Consider the following 17,668-nt stretch of genomic DNA (forward strand, 5'->3'; position numbering starts at 1 on the left):
GCCCACTCCGGGTGTCCTGACGACAGTCCAGACATTTACCTCCTGAGGTATTTATGAGTAACAACCTCGACCAGCTCACCGATTGGTTGAAAGAACACAAGATCACTGAAGTGGAGTGCTTGATCAGCGACCTCACCGGGATCACACGTGGCAAAATTTCTCCAACCAACAAGTTCATTGCCGAGAAAGGCATGCGCTTGCCCGAGAGTGTCTTGCTGCAAACCGTTACCGGCGACTACGTCGATGACGACATCTATTACGAATTGCTGGACCCGGCAGACATCGACATGGTTTGCCGTCCCGACGAGAACGCGGTGTTTCTCGTACCTTGGGCGATCGAGCCGACCGCTCAGGTAATCCACGATACTTACGACAAACAGGGCAACCCAGTTGAGCTGTCGCCGCGCAACGTGCTCAAGAAGGTCCTGAAACTCTATGCCGACAAGGGCTGGCAGCCGATTGTGGCGCCAGAAATGGAGTTTTACCTGACCAAGCGCTGCGAAGACCCGGACTTCCCGCTGCAGCCGCCGATTGGCCGATCTGGCCGCCCGGAAACCGGTCGTCAGTCGTTTTCCATCGAAGCGGCGAACGAATTCGACCCTCTGTTCGAAGACGTCTACGACTGGTGCGAGTTGCAGAACCTCGACCTGGACACGCTGATCCACGAAGACGGCACGGCGCAGATGGAAATCAACTTCCGTCACGGTAATGCGCTGGCCCTGGCCGACCAGATTCTGGTGTTCAAGCGCACCATGCGTGAGGCCGCGCTCAAGCACAACGTGGCTGCCACCTTCATGGCCAAGCCGATGACCGGTGAGCCGGGCAGTGCCATGCACCTGCACCAGAGCATCATCGACGTGCATACCGGCAAAAACATCTTCTCGGATGAAGACGGCCGTATGAGCGAGCTGTTCCTCAATCACGTTGGCGGTCTGCAGAAGTTCATCCCGGTGGTGTTGCCACTGTTTGCGCCGAACGTTAACTCGTTCCGCCGCTTCCTGCCTGACACCTCGGCGCCGGTAAACGTCGAGTGGGGCGAAGAAAACCGTACCGTTGGCCTGCGCGTACCGGATGCCGGCCCGCAGAACCGTCGGGTCGAGAACCGTCTGCCAGGCGCTGATGCCAACCCGTACCTGGCGATTGCCGCCAGCCTGTTGTGCGGTTACATCGGCATGGTGGAAGGCATCAAGCCAAGCGCACCCGTGCAGGGTCGTGGTTACGAGCGGCGCAACCTGCGCTTGCCGTTGACCATTGAAGATGCTCTGGAGCGCATGGAGAACTGCCAGGCCCTGGAACCTTACTTGGGCAAAAAATTCATTACCGGTTATGTCGCTACCAAGCGCGCCGAGCATGAAAACTTCAAACGCGTAATCAGCTCCTGGGAACGTGAGTTCCTGCTGTTTGCGGTCTGATCAACCCGGAGCCGCAGGAGCGCGGCCGTCAGAAAACGGAGAAGCACATGAGCGTCAACAACCCGCAAACCCGCGAGTGGCAAGACCTGAGCCGTGATCATCACCTGGCGCCTTTCAGTGACTACAAGCAGCTGAAAGAGAAGGGGCCGCGCATCATCACAAAAGCCGAAGGCGTGCACTTGTGGGACAGCGAGGGCAACAAGATCCTCGATGGCATGGCTGGTCTGTGGTGTGTGGCGATTGGTTACGGTCGCGAAGAACTGGTTGATGTGGCAGCCAAGCAAATGCGCGAGCTGCCGTACTACAACCTGTTCTTCCAGACCGCCCACCCTCCGGCGCTGGAACTGGCCAAAGCGGTTTCGGCCGTAGCGCCGGAAGGCATGACCCATGTGTTTTTCACCGGTTCCGGCTCCGAAGGCAACGACACCAACTTGCGTATGGTCCGTCATTACTGGGCGGTCAAAGGCAAGCCACAGAAGAAGGTGATCATCGGCCGTATCAACGGTTATCACGGTTCCACCGTGGCCGGTGCTGCACTGGGTGGCATGAGCGGTATGCACGCGCAAAGCGGCACGCTGCCAGACATCGTGCATATCCCGCAGCCGTACTGGTTCGGTGAAGGCGGTGATATGACCCCGGACGAGTTCGGCGTCTGGGCAGCCGAGCAACTGGAGAAGAAGATTCTCGAAGTGGGCGAAGACAACGTCGCTGCCTTTATTGCCGAGCCAATTCAGGGCGCTGGCGGTGTGATCATTCCGCCAGATACCTACTGGCCGAAGATCAAGGAAATTCTCGCCAAGTACGACATTCTGTTCATCGCTGACGAAGTGATCTGCGGCTTTGGCCGTACTGGCGAGTGGTTCGGTTCCGACTACTACGACCTCAAGCCTGACCTGATGACCATCGCCAAAGGCCTGACTTCCGGTTACATCCCGATGGGTGGTGTGATCGTACGTGACGAAGTGGCCAAGGTGGTCAGCGAAGGCGGTGACTTCAACCACGGCTTCACTTATTCCGGCCACCCGGTCGCTGCCGCTGTGGGCCTGGAAAACCTGCGCATCCTGCGCGAAGAGCACATTATCGAGCGGGTTAAGGAAGAAACGGCACCGTATTTGCAGAAACGTCTGCGCGAGCTGAGCGATCACCCGTTGGTGGGCGAAGTGCGTGGCCTGGGCATGCTCGGTGCAATCGAGCTGGTCAAAGACAAAGCCACGCGGGCACGTTACGAAGGCCAGGGCGTAGGCATGATCTGCCGCCAGCACTGCTTCGACAACGGCCTGATCATGCGTGCGGTGGGTGACACCATGATCATTGCACCACCGCTGGTCATCAGCCGTGAAGAGATCGACGAGTTGGTGGAAAAGGCGCGCAAATGCCTGGACTTGACACTTGAGGCGCTGAAATAACCAAGTGCTAGGCTAGCGTAATGGCATCATCACGTTTCGAGGTGCTCTTTCCTTGAAAGAGCGCCTTGGAACTTGCCAGACTAGCGGCTGTTTCAGTCGCCCGGTACTTGCACCATAGAGAGCTGGCCAACTGGACAGATGGCTAAATAAAAATTCTGGAGCATTACGCATGAAGAAATTGGGCAAGACGTTGTTGGCTGTGTCCTTGATGGGCGCCATGGCCAGTGCTGTTCAAGCGGATGACAAGGTAGTTCACGTCTACAACTGGTCCGACTACATCGCACCAGAAACCGTCGCCAAGTTTGAAAAGCAGACCGGTATCAAAGTTGTCTATGACGTCTTTGACAGTAACGAAACCCTTGAAGCCAAACTGCTGGCAGGTAAGTCGGGCTACGACGTAGTCGTACCGTCCAACAACTTCCTGGCCAAACAGATCAAGGCCGGCGTCTACCAGGAACTGGACCGCTCCAAGCTGCCGAACTGGAAGAACCTCGACCCTGCACTGCTCAAGGCCGTCGGCGATGCCAGTGACCCAGGCAACAAGTTTGCGTTCCCGTACATGTGGGGTTCCATCGGCATCGGCTACAACCCAGAGAAGGTCAAGGCTGCACTGGGCGTCGACAAGATCGATTCCTGGGATGCCGTGTTCAAGCCTGAGAACATCGAAAAGCTGAAAAGCTGCGGTGTGAGCTTCCTTGATGCCCCGACCGAAATGATTCCGGCGGCGTTGCACTACCTGGGCAAGCCGAGCGACAGCACCAAGAAGGAAGACCTGAAGGCAGCCGAAGAGCTGTTCCTGAAGATCCGTCCTTCGATCACCTACTTCCACTCCTCCAAGTACATCTCGGACCTGGCCAACGGCAACATCTGCGTGGCCGTGGGTTACTCGGGTGACCTGGAGCAGTCCAAGGCCCGTGCCCACGAAGCCGGCGACAAGGTCAAGCTGAACTACGTCATTCCGAAGGAAGGCGCCGGTACTTTCTACGACATGGTCGCCATGCCGAAAGATGCCGAGAACGTCGAAGCGGGCTACAAGTTCATGGACTTCCTGATGCAGCCAGAAGTCATGGCCGAAATCACCAACGCCGTACGTTTCCCGAACGGCAACCAGGCGGCTACCCCGCTGGTGGATAAAGACATCACCAGCGACCCGGCCATCTACCCATCCGATGAAGTGAAGGCGAAGTTGTACGCCATCAAAGCACCGGAGAAGGCGGCTCAGCGCGATATCACTCGTAGCTGGACCAAGATCAAATCGGGCAAATAAGTCCGATTTTTCCCTCGGGCGCTGTGAAAGCAGCGTCCGAGAGCGGTTGAAGGGCAAAATTTTTTTGCCGCAGGGGTGTATCGAAGGTAAGTTGCGCGCCGGTTTGCTTGTCCGGCAGAACATTCTGTCGAACGACACGGGCACTTTTGTAGAGGACCTCCCACTTGTCTATTTCTGTATTTCGCAAGGCCATGTTGGCTGGAGCGGGTCTGACGCTGGCGATCAGCGTCCAAGCGGCGCCCACGGTGCACATTTACAACTGGTCGGACTACATCGGCCAGACGACACTCGCTGACTTCGAAAAAGCCACTGGTATCAAGCCGGTGCAGGATGTCTTTGACTCCAACGAAACCCTGGAAGGCAAGCTGCTGGCCGGTCGTACCGGTTATGACGTAGTGGTGCCGTCCAACCATTTCCTCGGCAAGCAGATCAAGGCGGGCGCGTTCCAGAAGCTCGACAAGTCGCTGCTGCCGAACTATTCGAACCTGGACCCAGTGCTGATGAAGCGTCTGGAGAAGAACGATCCGGGTAACCAGTACGCAGTGCCTTACCTGTGGGGCACCAATGGCATCGGCTACAACGTCGAGAAGGTCAAAGCTGCGCTGGGCACCGACAAGATCGACTCCTGGGCCATGCTGTTCGAGCCGGAAAACATCAAGAAGCTCTCCAAGTGCGGTGTCGCTTTCCTCGACTCGGCTGACGAGATGCTCCCGGCGGTTCTGAATTACATGGGGCGTGACCCCAACAGCACCAATCCCAAGGATTACGCCGACGCTGAGAAAAAGCTGCTGGCGGTACGTCCTTACGTGACCTACTTCCACTCCTCCAAGTACATCTCGGACCTGGCCAACGGCGACATCTGCGTGGCCGCTGGCTTCTCCGGCGATGTCTTCCAGGCCAAAACGCGTGCCGAAGAAGCCGGAAAGGGGATTGAAGTGGCCTATGTGATTCCCAAAGAGGGCGGCAACCTCTGGTTCGACATGCTGGCGATCCCCAAGGACTCGACCAATGTCAAAGAGGCCCATGCCTTCATCAACTATTTGCTGCAGCCTGAGGTGATTGCCCAGGTCAGTGATTACGTCGGTTATGCCAACCCGAACCCCAAGGCTGGCGATCTGATGGACCAGAGCGTGCGAACCGACGCAGCGGTTTATCCACCGCAAGAAGTGCTGGACAAGTTGTACGTCAACTCCGAGCTACCCCCCAAGGTGCAACGGTTGATGACCCGTAGCTGGACCAAGATCAAGTCGGGCAAGTAAAAATCCAGAGTCCGCCACGGCAGGGGCGGACGCAAAAAATCTTGTTGGGAGTTTCACAAAATGGCTGTTGCCTCCGGTGCCTATAAGAAAGCCCTCGAGGGCGACCAGCAACCTAAGCAGGTGCTGGTCAAAATCGACCGGGTCACGAAAAAATTCGACGAAACGGTCGCGGTGGACGATGTGTCCCTCGAAATCAAGAAGGGCGAGATCTTCGCCCTGCTTGGCGGCTCCGGTTCGGGTAAATCCACTTTGCTGCGGATGCTGGCCGGCTTCGAACGGCCGACTGAAGGGCGCATCTTCCTTGATGGCGTAGACATCACGGACATGCCGCCCTATGAGCGTCCGATCAACATGATGTTCCAGTCTTACGCACTGTTCCCACACATGACTGTGGCGCAGAACATCGCCTTCGGCCTGCAGCAAGACCGCATGCCCAAAGCTGAGATCGACGCCCGCGTTGGCGAGATGCTCAAGCTGGTGCACATGACCCAGTACGCCAAGCGCAAGCCTCACCAGCTCTCGGGTGGTCAGCGTCAGCGTGTGGCCCTGGCCCGCTCCCTGGCCAAGCGTCCGAAGCTGCTGCTGCTCGACGAGCCGATGGGTGCACTGGACAAGAAACTGCGTTCGCAGATGCAGCTTGAGCTGGTTGAGATCATCGAGCGGGTCGGCGTGACCTGTGTCATGGTGACCCACGACCAGGAAGAGGCCATGACCATGGCCCAGCGCATCGCCATCATGCACCTGGGCTGGATTGCCCAGATCGGCAGCCCGATCGACATCTACGAGACCCCGACCAGCCGCCTGGTTTGCGAGTTCATCGGCAACGTCAACCTGTTCGACGGTGAAGTGGTCGAAGACGCCGAAGGCCATGCGGTCATTGCCACACCTGAACTGGAGCGCAAAATCTACGTGGGCCACGGTGTGACCACTTCGGTTGAAGACAAGCGCATCACCTACGCACTGCGTCCAGAAAAACTGCTGGTCACTACTCAGCAGCCAACCTGCGAGCACAACTGGTCGCGCGGCAAGGTCCACGACATCGCCTACCTGGGCGGCCACTCGGTGTTCTACGTTGAACTGCCTGGCGGCAAGATCGTCCAGTCGTTCGTGGCCAACGCCGAGCGTCAGGGCACTCGGCCGACCTGGGATGATCAGGTTTACGTCTGGTGGGAAGACGACAGCGGCGTGGTACTGCGGTCATGAACATGCGCAAGCTCAAGCGAGCCTTCGAACGGGTGAAACCCGAGGGACGCCATCTGGTGATCGGCGTGCCTTTCATCTGGCTGTTCCTGTTCTTCATGCTGCCGTTCTTCATCGTACTGAAGATCAGCTTTGCAGAAGCAGACGTGGCTATTCCGCCGTACACCGAAATCTACAGCTACGTCGAAGACAAGCTGCAGCTGGTGCTCAACATGGCCAACTATGGCCTGTTGACCGAGGATGAGCTGTACCTCTCGGCGTACCTGGGTTCGTTGAAGATGGCCTTCTTTAGCACACTGCTGTGCTTGCTGATCGGCTATCCGATGGCCTATGCCATTGCCAACGCCAAAAAAGAGACCCAGACGGTTCTGTTGCTGCTGATCATGATGCCGACCTGGACCGCGATCCTGATCCGCGTTTATGCCTGGATGGGCATTCTCAGCAACAACGGCCTGCTCAACAGCTTCCTGATGTGGCTGGGGTTGATCGATCAGCCGTTGCAGATCCTCAACACCAACCTTGCGGTGTATATCGGTGTGGTCTATTCGTACCTGCCGTTCATGATCCTGCCGCTGTACGCCAACCTGGTCAAACACGACGCGAGCCTGCTTGAGGCCGCTTCGGACCTGGGTTCGAGTACCTTCAACAGCTTCTGGAAAATCACCGTGCCGCTGTCGAAGAACGGCATTATCGCTGGCTGCATGCTGGTGTTCATTCCAGTGGTGGGTGAGTTCGTTATCCCGGAACTGCTCGGCGGTCCGGAAACCTTGATGATCGGTAAAGTGCTCTGGCAAGAGTTCTTCAACAACCGTGACTGGCCGGTGGCTTCCGCCCTGGCGGTGGTGATGCTGGCGATTCTGATCGTGCCGATTCTGCTCTTTAACCGTAGTCAGGCCAAAGAGATGGAGGGCAGGGCATGAAGCGTTTCAGTTTCTCCAAGCTGATGTTGATCCTGGGCTTGTTGTTCATCTACCTGCCCATGCTGATCCTGGTGATCTACTCGTTCAACGCCTCCAAGCTGGTAACGGTGTGGGGCGGCTGGTCGGTGAAGTGGTACGTCGGTTTGCTCGACAACAGCCAACTGATGGGCTCGGTGATGCGCTCGCTGGAGATCGCTTGCTACACCGCGATCGCCGCAGTGGCGCTGGGTACCCTGGCCGCGTTCGTGCTGACTCGGGTAACGCGCTTTAAAGGCCGCACCCTGTTCGGCGGCCTGGTGACTGCACCACTGGTAATGCCTGAGGTGATCACCGGTCTGTCGCTGTTGCTGCTGTTCGTGGCCATGGCGCAGATGATCGGCTGGCCGCAAGAGCGTGGCATTGTCACCATCTGGATCGCGCACACCACGTTCTGTGCCGCTTATGTGGCCGTGGTGGTGTCGGCTCGCTTGCGCGAGCTGGACCTGTCGATCGAAGAGGCGGCGATGGACCTGGGCGCCAAGCCGTGGAAGGTGTTCTTCCTGATCACCATCCCGATGATTGCGCCATCGCTGGCGGCGGGCGGCATGATGTCGTTCGCCCTGTCGCTGGACGACCTGGTACTGGCCAGCTTCGTGTCGGGCCCAGGCTCGACCACCTTGCCGATGGAAGTCTTCTCTGCCGTGCGTCTGGGCGTGAAGCCGGAAATCAACGCCGTGGCCAGCCTGATCCTGCTGTCGGTGTCGCTGGTGACCTTCCTGGTCTGGTACTTCAGCCGTCAGGCCGAAGAGCGTCGCCGTCGGGCGATCCAGCAGGCCATCGAAGAAAGCGCTGCCGATTCGTGGAAACAACCTGAAGTGAGTCGTGCCGGGACGCCTGTCTCGGCCTGATCTGTAGCACTCCATCGCGGGGCAAGCCCGCTCCCACCGACCTTGGTGGGAGCGGGCTTGCCCCGCGATGAGGTTTAATCCGGCCAATTCCAGGCCGGTTCAGTCAGCATCCCCTGACCTGTCACCTGGGTCTGTCCCAACACCTTCTCCAGCACAATCGAGTTACAGGTCCTATCCGAGAGCTCGGCAGCGGACAATGGTCGTAGCAGACCTTGCTGATGGAACTGCAAGCTGAACTGGCTGCCAGGCAGCGCATCGATGGTCAGATGTGAGCCGGGAAAGGCGTCGCTGATCGTATCCCATAGCGCTTGCGCATCGCCGATCTCGATGATGGTTTGCAGGGCGGCGGCCAGGTCGCGGCCGTCATGGTGCAGGATCGGCGTGCGCGTGCCCAGTTGAGGTCGTCGGGCTGGGGCGTCGCGATCTGTTCGAAAATGATCGTAGAAGCGCCAGAGGCAGTACCAAGTGGTTGATCGAGCGGTAATTTGCAACAGCCAACGTGGTCAGCATCTTGGCGTCCTTGCGCAGGTGAAATTGGCGGCAGTATCACCTATCTGATCGAACTCAAAGGAATTGCATTTGTTACAGCAACGCTCCTTTCCCTGATCTACGCTAACACTCGCATCTCTGTATCGAATTGACACATGCAAGGAGCCTGCATGACGGTGTCGCGTGGAGTATTGATCGTCAGCTTGGGCTTTGCGCTCGTGCTGGTTGGCTGTGAGAAACAAGCCCCTCTCGAATCCGAGCTTCGCAGGGTGGGTGTACAACGTGTTCAACCCAGTGATTTTGCAGCGTCCGTAACCCTCACCGGTGATATTCAGGCACGGGTGCAGGCGGACCTTTCATTTCGCGTGGGCGGCAAGATTATTTCTCGTAGCGTCGACGTTGGCGATCACGTGAAGGCCAACCAAGTGCTGGCACGGCTTGACCCCAAAGACTTGCAGGCCAATGTCGACTCGGCCAAGGCTGAGGTGTTCGCCGAGCAAGCGCGAGTTACTGAGGCCAGTAAGGCCTTTTATCGTCAGCAGAAACTGCTGCCCAAAGGCTTTACCAGTCAAAGCGAGTACGACTCTGCTCAAGCGTCTCTGCGCAGCAGCCAGAGCGCCTTGAAAGCGGCCCAGGCGCAGTTGGCCAACGCCCGCGATCAGTTGAGCTATACCGCGTTGATATCCGACGCCGACGGGGTAATCACCGCGCGTCAGGCCGAAGTGGGGCAGGTGGTACAGGCCACGGCGCCGATCTTCAGCCTGGCCCACGATGGCGAGCGCGATGCGGTGTTCAATGTCTACGAATCGTTGCTGGTGGCGCCGCCCAGCAGCGAAACCATTGTCGTCAGCCTGGTGGATAACCCAGAAATCCAGGCCAAGGGCCATGTGCGAGAAATCACCCCGACTGTTTCGGCACAAAGCGGTACGGTGCAAGTCAAAGTGGCATTACGCGATGTTCCGTCCGGCATGGACCTGGGATCGGCTGTGTCTGCCACTGGCCATGTCCAAGGCAAGCCAAGTATCGAGCTGCCCTGGTCGGCCTTGACCAAGGCCCTGCATGAGCCAGCGGTGTGGCTGGTGGGTGAGGGCAATAAGGTCAGCTTGCAGCAGGTCAAGGTCAGCCGCTACCTCACCGGCAAAGTGGTCATTGCCGAAGGCCTCAAAGGCGGAGAAACCGTGGTGGTCGCCGGTGGGCAGTTGCTCACCCCTGGCATGCAGGTGGAAGTCGCACCGCTCAAGGACAGCGGGGTCGCTGAATGAAAGCCTTCATATTGGGTCTGTGCAGCGCATTGTTGCTGGTGGGGTGCGACAAGGAAAGTACGGCGCCGGAGCCGGTTCGGCCGGTGCTGTCGGTGGTTGTCGAACCCCAGATACAAGCCGATCTGGGCCGCTTTGCCGGCACGATCGAGGCGCGTTACGAGAGCACCTTGGGCTTTCGTGTCGCCGGCCGTATTGCCCGACGCTGGGTCGATGTCGGCAATACGGTGAAAGCGGGGGACATTCTGGCCAGCCTTGATCCGGCCGACCAACGTAACCAGTTACGAGCTGCCGAAGGCGATCTGGCCAAAGTCCAGGCGCAGTGGATCAATGCCCAGGCCGATGCGCGCCGCCAGCAGCAGCTATTCGATCGTGGTGTAGGTGCCCAGGCGCAACTGGACGAAGCCCAGACCAACCTGAAGACCACTAAAGCATCCCTGGAGCAAGCCCAGGCGGGTGTCAGCCAGGCGCGTGACCAGCTGAGCTACAGCGATCTGCGAGCCGATCATGCTGCAGTGGTCACCGATTGGCAGGCCGAGGCCGGGCAGACCATCAGTGCCGGCCAACCAGTGGTCACCCTGGCCCGCCCGGATGTCAAAGAGGCGGTCATTGACCTGCCAACCAATCTGGCGGAGCAGTTGACCGGTGAGCTGAAGTTTCTGGTGGCGTCGCAACTTGATCCGAGCATCAGCACCTCTGCAACCATGCGGGTGCTTGAACCCCAGGCCGATGCGGCCACGCGCACCCGCCGTGCGCGCCTGACCCTGGCCAATACCCCCGAGTCGTTCTATTTGGGTACGGCGATCAGTGTCACGCTGACCTCTGCGGTGTCGCCGCGCAGCGAGCTTCCGGCCACTGCGTTGTGGGAGCGTGACGGGCAGACGCGAGTCTGGGTGATTGATCCGCGACAGAACACGGTCGCTGCCCGAGAGGTGAAGCTGCTTGAGCGCACAGCCAACAGCATCGTGGTGGGTTCAGGTGTTAATGCTGGGGAGCGGGTGGTAACCGCCGGGGTGAACACCCTGAAACCGGGCCAGAAGGTCATAGTCGATGAGGAAGGTCCGCAATGAAAGGAAGCTTCAACCTGTCGGAGTGGGCGCTGAAGCACCAATCCTTTGTTTGGTACCTGATGTTCGTCAGCTTGCTGATGGGCATCTTTTCCTACTTCAACCTTGGCCGTGAGGAAGACCCTTCATTCACCATCAAAACCATGGTGATCCAGACCTCATGGCCGGGTGCAACCCAGGACGAAACCCTTAACCAGATCACCGACCGCATCGAGAAGAAGCTCGAAGAGCTGGATTCACTCGATTACGTGAAGAGTTACACCCGGCCGGGCCAATCGATTGTCTATGTCAACTTGCTGGATACCACGCCTGCCAAAGACATTCCCGAAATCTGGTATCAGGTACGCAAGAAGATCTCGGATATCCGTGGTCAGTTCCCGCAGGGTATCCAGGGGCCGGGGTTCAACGATGAGTTCGGCGATGTCTATGGCTCGATCTATGCCTTTACCGCCGACGGCCTGACCATGCGGCAGCTGCGCGACTACGTCGAGCAGGTGCGGGCCGAGATTCGTGAAGTGCCGGGCTTGGGCAAGGTCGAAATGATCGGTACCCAGGATGAGGTGCTGTACCTGAACTTCTCCACCCGCAAGCTGGCCTCGTTCGGCATCGATCAGCGCCAGGTGCTGCAAGCCTTGCAGAGCCAGAACGCGGTGACCCCGGCCGGGGTAATTGAGGCCGGGCCCGAGCGCGTGTCGGTGCGCACCACCGGCCAGTTCGCCTCGGAAAAAGACCTGGAAACGGTCAACCTGCGTATTAATGACCGCTTCTACCGCCTGGCCGACATCGCCGACATCGAGCGCGGTTATGTCGACCCGCCTACGCCACTGTTCCGTTACAACGGCCAGCCTGCCATAGGCCTGGGCATTGGTATGAAGGCGGGTGGCAACATTCAGGTGTTTGGTGCCGACCTGCACAAAATGATGGACCGCGTGATCACAGAGCTGCCGGTGGGGGTCGGGGTGCACACCGTTTCTGACCAGGCGGTGGTGGTGGAAGAAGCGGTAGGTGGCTTTACCAGTGCCTTGTTCGAGGCGGTGATCATTGTATTGGCGGTCAGTTTTGTCAGCCTTGGGATTCGCGCAGGCCTGGTGGTGGCCTGTTCGATTCCGCTGGTGCTGGCGATGGTGTTCGTTTTCATGGAGTACAGCGGCATCACCATGCAGCGGATCTCGCTGGGTGCGTTGATCATTGCCCTGGGGCTGTTGGTGGACGATGCGATGATCACCGTGGAGGTCATGGTGACACGCCTGGAAATGGGGGAAACCAAGGAGCAGGCGGCGACGTTCGCGTACACCTCGACAGCCTTCCCGATGCTTACCGGTACCTTGGTTACCGTGGCAGGCTTCATGCCTATCGGCCTCAACGCCAGTTCGGCAGGGGAATACACCTTCACCTTGTTCGCGGTGATTGCCGCAGCGTTGCTGGTGTCCTGGGTGGTGGCGGTAGTGTTTGCGCCGGTGCTTGGTGTGCATATCCTCAGTGCCAAGGTCAAACCACACAATGAAGAAGCCGGGCGAGTCGGCAAGATGTTCGAACACAGCCTGGTGTGGTGTATGCGCCACCGCTGGCTGACCATTATCGGCACCATTGTGCTGTTCCTGCTGGCGTTGTTCTGCATGCGTTTTGTTCAGAACCAGTTCTTCCCGTCCTCGGACCGCCCCGAGATTCTCGTCGACCTCAACCTGCCGCAGAACGCCTCGATTGACGAAACCCGCAAGGCGGTGGACCGGCTTGAAGCAACACTGAAAGGCGATCCGGATATTGAGCGCTGGAGTACCTACATTGGCCAGGGGGCTATCCGCTTCTATCTGCCGCTCGACCAGCAACTGCAGAACCCGTACTACGCCCAGTTGGTGATCGTCAGTAAAGGTTTCGAAGAGCGGGAAGGGTTGATCAAACGCTTGAAGCAGCGGTTGCGCGAAGACTTCGTCGGTATTGGCAGCAACGTTCAGAGCCTGGAAATGGGGCCACCGGTGGGGTTACCGATTCAGTACCGGGTTATGGGCAAAGACATCGATCAGGTGCGTAAACATGCCATTGCCCTGGCGGCCATGCTCGACAGCAACCAACACATTGGCAGTTTGATTTACGACTGGAACGAGCCGGGCAAAGTGTTGCGGGTCGAGATCGCTCAGGACAAGGCGCGTCAGCTTGGCCTTTCGTCTGAAGACGTGGCCAATGTCATGAATAGCATCGTCAGCGGTACGCAGATCACTCAGGTGAACGACAACATTTACCTGATCAACGTTGTCGCCCGCGCTGTCGACAGTGAGCGCAGTTCGCCGCAGACCTTGCAGAACCTGCAGATTGTCACCCCCAACGGCACGTCGATTCCGTTGCTGGCCTTTGCCACCGTGCGCTATGAGCTGGAGCAACCGCTGGTATGGCGTCGTGACCGTAAACCAACCATCACCATCAAAGCCGCCGTGCGCGGCGAGATTCAGCCGACGGACCTGGTGCGTGAGCTTGAGCCTCAGATCAACGACTTCATCAGCAAGCTGCCGGTGGGCTACACGGTTGAAACCGGCGGTACGGTGGAGGCGAGTGGCAAGGCTCAGGGGCCGATTGCCAAGGTGATACCGCTGATGCTGTTCCTGATGGGCACCTTCCTGATGATCCAACTGCACAGCGTACAGAAGCTCTTCCTGGTGGCCAGCGTGGCGCCTCTGGGCTTGATTGGTGTGGTGCTGGCGTTGGTGCCAACGGGCACGCCAATGGGCTTTGTGGCGATTCTGGGTATTCTCGCGCTGATCGGCATCATCATCCGTAACTCGGTGATTCTGGTGACCCAGATCGATGAGTTCGAGTCGCATGGGCTGTCGCCCTGGGCGGCGGTGATGGAAGCGACCAACCATCGTAGACGGCCGATTCTGCTGACGGCGGCAGCGGCGAGCCTGGGCATGATCCCTATTGCGCGGGAAGTGTTCTGGGGGCCGATGGCTTACGCGATGATTGGCGGGATTATTGTTGCGACACTGCTGACATTGCTGTTTCTGCCGGCGCTGTATGTGGCCTGGTACAAGATCAGGGAGCCGCAGGGTGAGTGATTAATGCAATCGCGGGGCAAGCCCGCTCCCACAGGTTAGTGACTGTGGGAGCGGGCTTGCCCCGCGAAGGCTTTTTACTTACAGCCCGTCAAGCAAGGCCTTGTTGCGCACCGCGCCTTTGTCGGCACTGGTGGCCAGCAGGGCGTAGGCTTTCAGCGCGGTAGTCACTTTACGTGGACGCACTTCCACCGGCTTCCAGCCCTTCTTGTCTTGCTCAACACGGCGTGCTGCCAGCTCTTCGTCGCTAACCAACAGGTTGATCGAACGGTTCGGGATGTCGATCAGTACCTTGTCGCCGTCCTGCACCAGGCCGATGGCACCGCCAGCAGCCGCTTCAGGCGAAGCGTGGCCAATGGACAGGCCCGAAGTACCACCGGAGAAGCGGCCGTCGGTCAGCAGGGCGCAGGCTTTGCCCAGGCCTTTGGATTTCAGGTAGGAAGTCGGGTAGAGCATCTCTTGCATGCCCGGGCCGCCCTTCGGACCTTCGTAGCGAATGATGACGATGTCGCCTTCTTTCACTTCGTCAGCAAGGATGCCGCGTACTGCGCTGTCCTGGCTTTCGAAGATTTTCGCGTTGCCTTCGAACACATGGATCGACTCGTCGACACCGGCCGTCTTCACCACGCAACCGTCAAGGGCGATGTTGCCGTACAGCACGGCCAGGCCGCCTTCTTTGGAGTAGGCGTGCTCGAAGCTGCGGATGCAGCCGTTCTCACGGTCGTCATCCAGGGTTTCCCAGCGGGTCGACTGGCTGAACGCGGTTTGCGTCGGGATACCGGCCGGGCCGGCTTTGAAGAAGTGGTGCACCGCTTCGTCGTCGGTCTGGGTGATGTCCCACTTGGCGATGGCTTCTTCCATGCTCGGGCTGTGCACGGTTGGCAGATCGGTGTGCAGCAAGCCGCCACGGGCCAGCGAACCGAGGATGCTGAAGATGCCACCAGCGCGGTGGACGTCTTCCATGTGGTACTTCTGGATGTTCGGCGCAACCTTGCACAGTTGCGGCACTTTGCGCGACAGGCGATCGATATCACGCAGGTCGAAATCGATTTCAGCTTCCTGAGCGGCGGCCAGCAGGTGCAGGATGGTGTTGGTCGAACCGCCCATGGCGATGTCGAGCATCATGGCGTTCTCGAACGCCTTGAAATTGGCAATGTTGCGCGGCAGGACGCTCTGGTCGTTCTCACCGTAGTAACGTTTGCACAGCTCGACGATGGTGCGCCCAGCCTTCAGGAACAACTGTTCGCGGTCGCTGTGAGTGGCCAGGGTCGAACCGTTACCCGGCAGGGCCAGGCCCAGGGCTTCGGTCAGGCAGTTCATCGAGTTGGCGGTGAACATGCCGGAGCAGGAACCGCAAGTCGGGCAGGCGCTGCGCTCATACTCGGCGACTTTTTCATCGGATGCGGTCGAGTCGGCAGCGATGACCATGGCGTCGACCAGGTCCAGGCCGTGGCTGGCCAGCTTGGTTTTGCCGGCTTCCATTGGCCCGCCGGAGACGAAAATCACCGGGATATTCAGGCGCAGGGCAGCCATCAGCATGCCGGGGGTGATCTTGTCGCAGTTGGAGATGCAGACAATGGCGTCGGCACAGTGGGCGTTGACCATGTACTCGACCGAGTCGGCGATGATCTCGCGGCTTGGCAGCGAATAGAGCATGCCGTCGTGGCCCATGGCGATGCCATCGTCAACTGCAATGGTGTTGAACTCTTTGGCCACGCCACCGGCGCGTTCGATCTCGCGGGCGACCAGTTGGCCCAGGTCCTTCAGGTGCACGTGCCCCGGGACGAACTGGGTGAACGAGTTGGCGATGGCGATGATCGGTTTTTTAAAGTCTTCGTCTTTCATCCCAGTGGCGCGCCACAAAGCGCGTGCGCCGGCCATGTTGCGGCCGTGGGTGGACGTTTTCGAGCGGTAATCAGGCATGAAGCACTCCTGGCGGCTAATCAGGTAACAAAAAGGGAAGTGAGCTTCTCTTGTCCTTTGCACCGAAGGCAGGTGGCCGCTGGTACGGATGAAGCCGAGATCGCCGCGGGATCGCCGTGCGCTCGGCCAGAGCTCATAAACCCGCCGGGATGACTGGCGATGAATAGCCCGATTCTACACCGCTGGCGCTGTGAAGGAATGGCGTTGTAGATGGTTGGCGAGAAAAGCATCGCGGGGCAAGCCTGCTCCTACCTGGTTGGTGGGAGCGGGCTTGCCCCGCGAAGGTGTTAGCTGTTAGGCAGCAAACGGCAGGTAATGCTCTTGATGTAGCGGGTTTCCGGAATCGCCGGGTGCACCGGATGATCCGGGCCCTGGCCGCCACGCTCGAGCAGCTGGATGTTACGGTCCAGGTGACGGGCGCTGGTCAGCAGGATGTTCTGCAGGTCGTCTTCTGGCAGGTGCATCGAGCACGATGCACTGACCAGAATGCCGTCTTTGGTCAGCAGACGCATGGCTTGTTCGTTCAGGCGACGGTAGGCGCCTTCGCCGTTCTTCAGGTCTTTTTTACGCTTGATGAAGGCGGGCGGGTCGGCAACGATTACGTCGAAACGCTCTTCGGAGGCCTTGAGCTCTTTCAGGGCTTCGAACACGTCGCCTTCGATGCAGGTGAGCTTTTCGCCGATGCCGTTGAGTGCAGCGTTGCGTTCAACACCATCCAAGGCAAAGCCCGAGGCGTCAACGCAGAACACTTCGCTGGCGCCGAAGGCACCAGCTTGCACGCCCCAGCCGCCGATATAGCTGAACAGGTCCAGCACGCGCTTACCCTGGACGTACGGCGCCAGGCGTGCGCGGTTCATGCGGTGATCGTAGAACCAGCCGGTTTTCTGGCCTTCCATTACCGGCGCTTCGAATTTCACGCCGTTCTCTTCCAGCGCAACCCACTCCGGCACCAGGCCGAACACGGTTTCGACGTAGCGGTTCAGGCCTTCAGCATCGCGGGCGGCCGAGTCGTTCTTGAACAGGATGCCGGTTGGCTTGAGCACTTGCACCAGGGCGGCAATGACGTCGTCCTTGTGTTGTTCCATGGTCGCCGATGCCAATTGCACCACCAGGATATCGCCGAAACGGTCGACGACCAGGCCTGGCAGCAGGTCGGAGTCGCCGTAAACCAGACGGTAGAACGGCTTGTCGAACAGGCGTTCGCGCAGCGAAAGGGCGACATTGATGCGATGCACCAGCAGCGACTTGTCCAGTGCCAGCTTGGCGTCACGCGACAGCAAACGGGCGCAGATCAGGTTGTTCGGGCTCATGGCCACGACACCCAGGGCTTTGCCGCTGGTGGTTTCCAGAATCGCCTGGTCACCGGCCTTGAAGCCGTGCAACGGGGTGGCGGCGACGTCGATTTCGTTGCTGTAGACCCACAGATGGCCGGCGCGCAGGCGGCGGTCGGCATTGGCTTTGAGACGAAGGCTGGGCAGGGACATGACGTCGCTCCGGGAAAAAAGAGCGGGAGTATAACCTGATGGCGGTTTCAC

The 17,668-nt window shown here is 59.0% G+C and carries 12 protein-coding genes and 1 pseudogene; 10 read left to right on the forward strand and 3 right to left on the reverse strand.

Annotated features, from left to right (window positions below; all coding sequences use genetic code 11):
* The first annotated feature begins 53 nt into the window (after positions 1 to 53).
* From E1573_RS12340 to E1573_RS12370, 7 genes are all read left to right on the forward strand, one after another.
* Positions 54 to 1,412, forward strand: a complete 1,359-nt coding sequence (locus tag E1573_RS12340) for a glutamine synthetase family protein (protein ID WP_133214001.1) — start codon at positions 54 to 56, stop codon at positions 1,410 to 1,412.
* A 47-nt stretch (positions 1,413 to 1,459) separates the two neighbouring features.
* The gene (locus tag E1573_RS12345) at positions 1,460 to 2,818 is read left to right on the forward strand and encodes an aspartate aminotransferase family protein (RefSeq protein WP_133214003.1); all 1,359 of its coding nucleotides are present in this window, start codon (positions 1,460 to 1,462) and stop codon (positions 2,816 to 2,818) included.
* 169 nt (positions 2,819 to 2,987) lie between these two features.
* Complete coding sequence (locus E1573_RS12350) at positions 2,988 to 4,085, forward strand: polyamine ABC transporter substrate-binding protein (protein WP_133214005.1); 1,098 nt, start codon at positions 2,988 to 2,990, stop codon at positions 4,083 to 4,085.
* A 164-nt stretch (positions 4,086 to 4,249) separates the two neighbouring features.
* Positions 4,250 to 5,344 (forward strand): polyamine ABC transporter substrate-binding protein, encoded by a 1,095-nt coding sequence (locus E1573_RS12355; RefSeq protein WP_133214007.1) that lies wholly within the window; start codon positions 4,250 to 4,252, stop codon positions 5,342 to 5,344.
* Between the two features lie 60 nt (positions 5,345 to 5,404).
* Entirely contained in the window at positions 5,405 to 6,547 is a 1,143-nt protein-coding gene (gene potA, locus E1573_RS12360) for a polyamine ABC transporter ATP-binding protein (protein WP_133214009.1), read from the forward strand.
* A complete protein-coding gene (locus E1573_RS12365; protein WP_133214011.1) occupies positions 6,544 to 7,464 on the forward strand; it encodes an ABC transporter permease subunit in 921 nt (306 codons plus the stop codon). Before potA ends, E1573_RS12365 begins: the two co-directional genes overlap by 4 nt.
* Complete coding sequence (locus E1573_RS12370; protein ID WP_133214013.1) at positions 7,461 to 8,351, forward strand: ABC transporter permease subunit; 891 nt, start codon at positions 7,461 to 7,463, stop codon at positions 8,349 to 8,351. The genes E1573_RS12365 and E1573_RS12370 overlap by 4 nt, the downstream gene beginning before the upstream one ends.
* 74 nt (positions 8,352 to 8,425) lie before the next feature.
* On the opposite strand, the pseudogene E1573_RS12375 reads toward E1573_RS12370, so the two are convergent.
* Positions 8,426 to 8,803: pseudogene (locus tag E1573_RS12375) on the reverse strand (AAA family ATPase); the annotation flags it as partial.
* Positions 8,804 to 9,010: 207 nt separating this feature from the next.
* Here E1573_RS12375 and E1573_RS12380 point away from each other — a divergent pair.
* The 3 genes from E1573_RS12380 to E1573_RS12390 are packed head-to-tail and all read left to right on the forward strand — an operon-like array spanning position 9,011 to position 14,213.
* Entirely contained in the window at positions 9,011 to 10,102 is a 1,092-nt protein-coding gene (locus tag E1573_RS12380; RefSeq protein WP_133214015.1) for an efflux RND transporter periplasmic adaptor subunit, read from the forward strand.
* On the forward strand, positions 10,099 to 11,169 hold the full coding sequence (locus tag E1573_RS12385) for an efflux RND transporter periplasmic adaptor subunit (protein WP_133214017.1): 1,071 nt from the start codon (positions 10,099 to 10,101) through the stop codon (positions 11,167 to 11,169). Before E1573_RS12380 ends, E1573_RS12385 begins: the two co-directional genes overlap by 4 nt.
* Positions 11,166 to 14,213, forward strand: a complete 3,048-nt coding sequence (locus E1573_RS12390) for an efflux RND transporter permease subunit (protein WP_133214019.1) — start codon at positions 11,166 to 11,168, stop codon at positions 14,211 to 14,213. Before E1573_RS12385 ends, E1573_RS12390 begins: the two co-directional genes overlap by 4 nt.
* 78 nt (positions 14,214 to 14,291) lie before the next feature.
* On the opposite strand, the gene ilvD is transcribed toward E1573_RS12390, so the two are convergent.
* Together ilvD and E1573_RS12400 are read right to left on the reverse strand one after the other, a co-directional pair.
* Complete coding sequence (ilvD, locus tag E1573_RS12395; protein ID WP_133214021.1) at positions 14,292 to 16,133, reverse strand: dihydroxy-acid dehydratase; 1,842 nt, start codon at positions 16,131 to 16,133, stop codon at positions 14,292 to 14,294.
* A 287-nt stretch (positions 16,134 to 16,420) separates the two neighbouring features.
* Positions 16,421 to 17,617: a class I SAM-dependent rRNA methyltransferase gene (locus tag E1573_RS12400; protein ID WP_133214023.1), complete on the reverse strand. Its 1,197-nt coding sequence runs from the start codon at positions 17,615 to 17,617 to the stop codon at positions 16,421 to 16,423.
* Between the last annotated feature and the right edge of the window lie 51 nt (positions 17,618 to 17,668).

Source organism: Pseudomonas sp. H9 (genome assembly GCF_004353925.1).
Taxonomy (GTDB): Bacteria; Pseudomonadota; Gammaproteobacteria; order Pseudomonadales; family Pseudomonadaceae; genus Aquipseudomonas.